Origin of the sequence: uncultured Nostoc sp. (assembly GCF_964245575.1) — a bacterium.
GTDB lineage: Bacteria > Cyanobacteriota > Cyanobacteriia > Cyanobacteriales > Nostocaceae > Nostoc.
Genome location: NZ_CAXTNP010000080.1, coordinates 21303 through 27851, shown reverse-complemented (window position 1 = coordinate 27851; position 6549 = coordinate 21303). Strand labels below are relative to the sequence as shown.

Genomic DNA, 6549 nt, shown 5'->3' with positions numbered 1-6549 from the left:
GCCCCCAAAAAGTCTTTCCGTTTTCCAGAAAAAGGACTCGTGGTTTTGTGGAGCGATATGGGCACTGGTAAAACTGAACTCATGCGCTGGTGGCGTGACCAAAATCCTAATGCCAGATTTCTCAACAATGGACATCGGGTTAACTTGTTGAAAAATCTTGCCGAACGCTTGCGGACGGCAATGTACTCCGACTTGGGTTACACAGGTTTAGCCCAGGCCCAAGCTCTCTCCATTACTATTGACAGCTTGCATAAGTTGAATACTCAGTCTCTCACTTACGGCTGCATATTTATAGATGAAGCCTGCCAATACCTCACCCACTTACTACACAGTAATACTTGCAAACAGCACCGTGCAGCAATCCTAGAAGTCCTTGAATATATAGTATACAACGCGCCACTGATCGTCATCGCTGATGCACACATGGATGACCTGACTGTGGATTTCTTTCAAGCAATGCGACCACTCGGTGAAGTCCCGTACATTATCAAAAACGAGTGGCGAAACGGGGAGCGCACAATTTATTGGTACGAGGGGGATAACTCAAGCGCCCTAGTCGCCCAAATCTCGGCAGCGCTGATGCTTGGAGAAAAAGTTATGGTTGCCAGTGACAGTAAGCGTTTTATCAAAAAACTCGACAAATCCTTTACTATCAAATACGAAGAATCTAACTCCGAAAAATCACATACACCACAAAAATGGCGCATTTGGTCGGTTCATTCCGATAATTCTGGCAGTGATGAGAATGTCGCTTTCATCAAAGATATCACCAACGCCGTCAAAAACTTTGATGCCTTGTTCACCTCTCCCAGTCTCGGTACTGGTGTTGATATTTCGGAGTATCATTTTGATTTGGTGTTCGGTGTTTTTCACGGCGTTTCCCAAACCGCTACTGAGTGCGCTCAACAATTGTACCGGTATCGCCCGAAAGTTCCGTTTCATATTTGGGTGGCCCCGCGTCCTCCCTTTGGTTACAAGGATACAAACGCATCCAAGATTAAAGAGCGCTTGCTCCAAACCAATGAAATGACCGCTTTTCTGTTGCGGATTGACCGTCAAACAGGCAAACGCGGAGCCGAGAAAGATTGGGCGCTTGAGGCTTACTGCCAAATTATGGCTAACCGCCACTATTCTCTTAATAATCTGCGTGATGATTTGCGATCGCTTCTCACAGAAATGGGCAATACATTTATATATGTGGGAAATGATTCAGATCCTCAAGCAAGAGAAAGTCTAAAAGCGGCAGCACAAGCTTTGGATCGTGCCCACAATTCTCATGTTGCCAAGGCTAAGAATATTACTTTGAGCGAGTACCGTGCCCGTCAGAGCAAAGATTACCTTGACCCTAATGAAATTTTTGAATGCGAAAAATTCCGCATTTCTGATTCTTACGGCATCGAAGTAACCGAGTCGCTCGTAGAAATGGATAAAGGTGGTCGCTTAATTAGAGCAATTGCTGGACTTGAGGCCATTTTAGCCCCACCCGAAGAATCGTTTACTGACCCCAAAACTGGGCAAAGTTATCCTACGCCACCAACAATTGTCACCCAAAAAGACCGCACTGAGCGCGACAATCTACCTTTGTGCATCGACTGGGGCAATTACTCGGCGCGGTGGCTGGCTAGATTTAATCTGGGGCTCCATCAGATTCTCTTAAGTTTAGTGAGGGGTGATGAAGTTACCGCTTCGGATTCCACCTTACTCAAGATGACGGAGATCGCTATACATTGTGCTGCTCACGTCAAAGCAATTCTTGGGTTTACTATTCCCAGTGACTGTAAACCTATTTGGTTGCTGGCCACTTTAGTAGAGCAGCTGGGGCTAAAGTTGACTTTCCGTAAGCAGGGTAAACGTGGTCAACAGGTGAAACTTTTCTCTTTAGATAAAGAGCAATTGGAATTTGCAATGCATGTAATTGCTCATCGTGAAACGAAGCGTAATCAAAAAGAAAATCGAACCTATTATACTGCCGAAACCCCTGCTGTGTATAGTGCAAACCCAAATCACCAGCCCGTATCCATCCCCCCCCTTGATGCTATAGGGAGCTCCCATTGCCAAGGGGAGGATACTACCGAATTTGAGTCGCCTCCGACCGATCGCACTACCCTACTTCATTGCGTGGAAATGCTTCGCTCTGGTATCAAGCAGGGGGTTGATGCGATTAAGGGCATACTTAAGCGATGGGTTGAGGATTTGCGCTGGGATACGGTGCTGGAACTTGAAGTGATCGCAGCGAATGAGCTGCGGCGAGTCGAGGCTCAAGTCCCGGAATTTTACAGCTTGCTAAGTGAAGAGGTATTGCCAATGGAGGGATAAAGCCTACGCCGCGACTGAGCTACGTAAATAAAGAGCAATCTGTGCCTCATTTTTATCAGTGGCTTTCGCTTGAAATGTTGCCAATGGAATTGTAAGTGACTTTTTGGGAAAATCCTTATAGTCTTTATCTGGCATAACTCATGTCTAGATCGTCTTTGGTATATTTTCCGATCTAGAAATCCGTCATCAACTTAGTATTGTTCTCAGCAGTGCTATCGCTTTTGCTACTATCTTTGACCACCGGTGTCAGCATCGACAATGCCGCGATCGCACCCCGAACTTGCGACGCTTCTACGTCGAGATACTCTTGCAGTTGCTCCAAATTTCGATGTCCGCTGATTTGCTGAATTACTCTCAGTGGAATTCCTGCATTGCTCATCAACGTCAGTGCAGTTCTGCGGCAACTGTGAGTACTTGCGCCTTCAATGTCTACTAGTTTGCACCCTCTACGAAAAATTAGTGCTGCATAATCCTCATGCAAATGACCGCGCCCCCAGCGTCCAGGAAAAAGATAATTATCACAAGAAACTTTGGGTTTATACAATTCCAGGTGATGCCGCAGCTCATCCAGCACAGGAATTGTACGAGTAGACAGCTTGCCCTTCGTGCTACCTTTGCGAATATTCAGTTCTGGCCTGACTTGCCTTCTGCTGTCATAAATATCCTGAATTTTCAGGGTGACACATTCGGAAACACGGCAGGCAGTGTAAAGCATTACCGCACCAAGTGTTCTGTCTCGCTCTGTAGTTAACCCCGAAGTGAACAGGCGCTGAATTTCTTCTGGCGATAAAACCTTCGCCTTCCCGTGACGGTCAATCTTCACTGCCCCGAACCCCCGATAGTTAATCATCCTATCAGCGATCTGAACAAATAGTTTTAAGTTTTGGAGTGATGTACATGCCCCTTCGGGGTATTTAGCCCGTATAATTATTGCTTTTTTTACTCAGTACTCAGCACTGTTTCGGTGAACTACAAGAAATGGAAGTGAGCGATTATGCAGATGAGCAGTATGGGTATTTTCAGCAATTAGCGTCATCACTGAGGACATTTAATACTAAGGTTTTGGCGAAGAAGGTTGATGCTGGAATTGCTCCTGGCTCAAGCGCTATGAGCCGGTGGCTATCGCCAATGGTAGCTGTCGGCGGTAGCATCTCTTCACAAAAGACATCGGCTGAAGAATGCGCTGATGCATTTGGCGATGATAGCATCAAGGTAATTCATCATGACAAATTACACGATAAAATGGGTGCGGACAGTTACGGTTTACCTAGATGAAACGTAAACATGAGCAATACAGGGCGTAAGAAAAAACTGGCATCTTTCAACTGTGATCAAAGGATTTGGGAGCAGTTTATCGCCCGGTGCAAATCAAAAGGGACGACCGCAACAGCCACGCTGCTCGAATTTATCGAACTCTACTTAGACGATTCTCAAGATCAGCTTGATGCAATAAGTGGTAACAATTTAGACAAACGCTTAGATTCTCAGATAAAGGCAAGTGTTGAAAAGTACTTAGTTGCGAGTAACAATAGTAACCCCATTCCGACCAATGAAACGATAAGAGCTATTTGCGAAAGACTTGATAAGCTAGAGTCAGAGTTTTCAAATGAATCTAAGAGCAACCAAACCACAGCAATTGATAATCTCGCCAATTTAGAACAAAAAATTGAAAAGATGACAGTCCGAATGACGCAGTTGGCTGAAGCGATTATTAAAATTCAAGACTATCTCAACAGCCAACAAAAGCGGGGACAAAAATCGTACTACAACAATTCATCCTATCCTGGGCATACTCCCCGAATGCAACCGCTAACGGAAGAAGGTTTAGCCAAGAGGCTTGGTGTAAGTATTGAAACTGTACGCAAGGAGCGAATTAATCTTCCCCCACCGCTTTTTGTAGCATGGTGTAAGGGCAAGGATAGAGCAGGGTTAGGGTGGGAATTTAACCAAAATACGGGATTCTATCAGCCAGCAAGCTAGTATTTTGATTAATTTCACTGCTGCTGACAATTTTCATTTTTTAAAATGTGATTATTTCACAACCTGACAGTAATTCGTCATAAACAGTTAGTTGTTGTGTTTTTAAGTGGTTTGGCAATGAATCATCATCAAAGGTCAAAGTAACAATATGAGTATTTTTGAGACTAAGAGATGATTTGCTGATATCGGTTATTGCCGCGCTCATGCCGCTTCGAGTGCCGATTAAATACCTTACTGATTGCCCGATTTTGGTAGAGTCGATGCCCGGTATTATCCGGGGCACCTCTCTGTTAAATCTGGGCGTGCGACTTTCACCGCACCCAGCTTCCGATGTTCTCAGCTTGCGCTTTTGCTCATGTGTTTGTAATCGTGACAACTCTCATGAATTGCTTCTAGATTATTTTTCTTCCAATTGGCATGATTTCCGTCGATGTGGTGTAGGTGAACCTTTTCCTCATCGATGAATTTCAGACCACAGGAGGCACATCTATGGTTTTGCTTCTTAAGAGCTTTAGAGGTTTCGCCGTCGTACAGCTTACTTTTACGTTCGCTCCAGTAGGCTGTATCTCCGTCATAGGGGGATTTTATTCCTTTGACCATGACGTGTTTATTTTCGGAGTAAGGAACTGATGGAAATGCTTTGTCTAGCAATTTCTTGCTGGAATAGCGGTTTTGATTGGCTTCCTTGTTAAATACCCTGCAAGCTCTTGTTTCGATGTGGTACAGGGAATTCCTGGAACCGTCCATCTTGCAGAACTTATGGTAGTTTCTCCAACCTCTAACTATTGGAGCCAGCCTTGTGGCTTTCTCCTTAGCACCATAATTCGAGTTGTTGATGATGTGTTTTACTTTCTTACGGAACGCTTTAAAGTTGTCCACTGAAGGAGTGCTTTTAAACTTTCCGTTTTTCTGGACTTTGAAGTGCCAGCCGAGAAAATCAAACCCATCTGTCGCGGCGGTAACTTTGGTTTTCTTTTGGCTTACATTCATTCCGCGTTTACGGAGGAACTCGCTGATTCTTTCAAGTATCTCTGTCGCGTCATCTTCGGGTCGAAGTATAATAACCATGTCATCCGCGTATCGGATTGATGGCTTGACAATTCTCTTTTCTGAAGTGTTGTCTGTGATACTTCTACCGGATTTGTATTCGATGTGGTATCTGTGTATACTTTCAATCCCATTGAGCGCGATGTTAGCTAGTAGTGGGCTAACTACTCCCCCTTGAGGTGTACCCTGTTCGGGGAATTCTGGGTTAACCCCTGCCTTGAGGCATCGGAAGATACCGAGTTTTAAGCCTTTTGGGGCAATGAGTTCGTCCATTATTGTTGAGTGGTTAATCCTGTCGAAGCACTTTTCAATATCGAGTTCAATAACTCGTTTTTCTATTCCATTGGCACTGGAGCTTAGGTTATTAAAGATGTACCTTTGTGCATCATGGGCGGAGCGCCCAGTTCTAAACCCGTAACTCCTGGCGTGGAAAGTGGCTTCGTGTGCTGGTTCGAGTGCGTATTTTGCAAGGCATTGCCAAGCTCTATCCGAGATGGTTGGTATCTTAAGTATTCTGGTAGTCCCGTCCTTCTTGGGGATGGGAATTTCCCGTAGTCCTTGATGCTTCCAATTTCCACTATTCATTTTCAGTAGTTCTTCAAGGTTGAAGCGTTCCTGAAATGAGAGGGATTTCTTCCCATCAATACCAGCCGTCTTTTTACCAGCATTTAGCTGAGATACTTGTCTTATTGCAAGAAATCGAGCCGAGGTGGATTTTAGAATAAGCTTTTGGAGTGACCTAGCTTTCCGCTTGTCTCCAACTTGAACAGCTTTAAATACGCGATGAGTGAAGGCGGAAAAGATTTCGGCGGAATTTCTTCCACGGTAAAGCTCTCCAAGATTCACTAGTTTTGTAACTGTGTCTAATCATTTTCTCTTCTGGAGTTTTGTATTTTCTGAACACCTCAGACCAATTACGGTCTGTCCTACCCTAACTGTGGGGGTTCCTCCTCTCGTCTGGGCTACTTAAGGTTCGACTTCCTTAAGACCCGCAGTTAGTTTTTATTCGTTCCCTCGGAGAGATTGATTGTTCCGTTAGGTGTAGCCAATCCAACCACTGGATTCCCTGGACTCTTACCGTTTCTGAGTTACTTACGGCGGGAATGAATTCCAGTAAAGTCAGGGATTTTTGTGTTGCGCCCTGCTCGCAGCTAGGTTGTTTTTCTAGGCTCTGTTTCACCATAGGAACTCCCTGTTAGCACCAGT

Annotated in this window: 4 protein-coding genes and 1 pseudogene; 3 read left to right on the top strand and 2 right to left on the bottom strand. The window is 44.8% G+C overall.

All coding sequences use genetic code 11. The annotated features are described in order from the left end of the window. A partial coding sequence (locus ACFFAP_RS15010) for a plasmid replication protein, CyRepA1 family (RefSeq protein WP_375511950.1) occupies nt 1–2316 on the top strand: 2316 nt, incomplete at its 5' end. A 172-nt stretch (nt 2317–2488) separates the two neighbouring features. Here the strand turns inward: ACFFAP_RS15010 and ACFFAP_RS15005 are convergent. Further along, nucleotides 2489–3166: a tyrosine-type recombinase/integrase gene (locus ACFFAP_RS15005; RefSeq protein WP_375511949.1), complete on the bottom strand. Its 678-nt coding sequence runs from the start codon at nt 3164–3166 to the stop codon at nt 2489–2491. A gap of 134 nt (nt 3167–3300) precedes the next feature. Here ACFFAP_RS15005 and ACFFAP_RS15000 point away from each other — a divergent pair, with 134 nt between their 5' ends. Then, nucleotides 3301–3591, top strand: coding sequence for a hypothetical protein (locus tag ACFFAP_RS15000; protein ID WP_375511948.1), 291 nt, complete (start codon nt 3301–3303; stop codon nt 3589–3591). 9 nt (nt 3592–3600) lie between these two features. After that, nucleotides 3601–4296: a hypothetical protein gene (locus ACFFAP_RS14995; protein ID WP_375511947.1), complete on the top strand. Its 696-nt coding sequence runs from the start codon at nt 3601–3603 to the stop codon at nt 4294–4296. Between the two features lie 336 nt (nt 4297–4632). On the opposite strand, the pseudogene ACFFAP_RS14990 reads toward ACFFAP_RS14995, so the two are convergent. Continuing rightward, nucleotides 4633–6214, bottom strand: a pseudogene (locus tag ACFFAP_RS14990) (group II intron reverse transcriptase/maturase). Nucleotides 6215–6549: the final 335 nt, after the last annotated feature.

What these genes read in the sequence shown, in the direction of transcription:
- ACFFAP_RS15005 (WP_375511949.1), bottom strand. Translation starts at nt 3,166, where the DNA reads ATGATTAACTATCGGGGGTTCGGGGCAGTGAAGATTGACCGTCACGGG.
- ACFFAP_RS14995 (WP_375511947.1), top strand. Translation starts at nt 3,601, where the DNA reads ATGAGCAATACAGGGCGTAAGAAAAAACTGGCATCTTTCAACTGTGAT.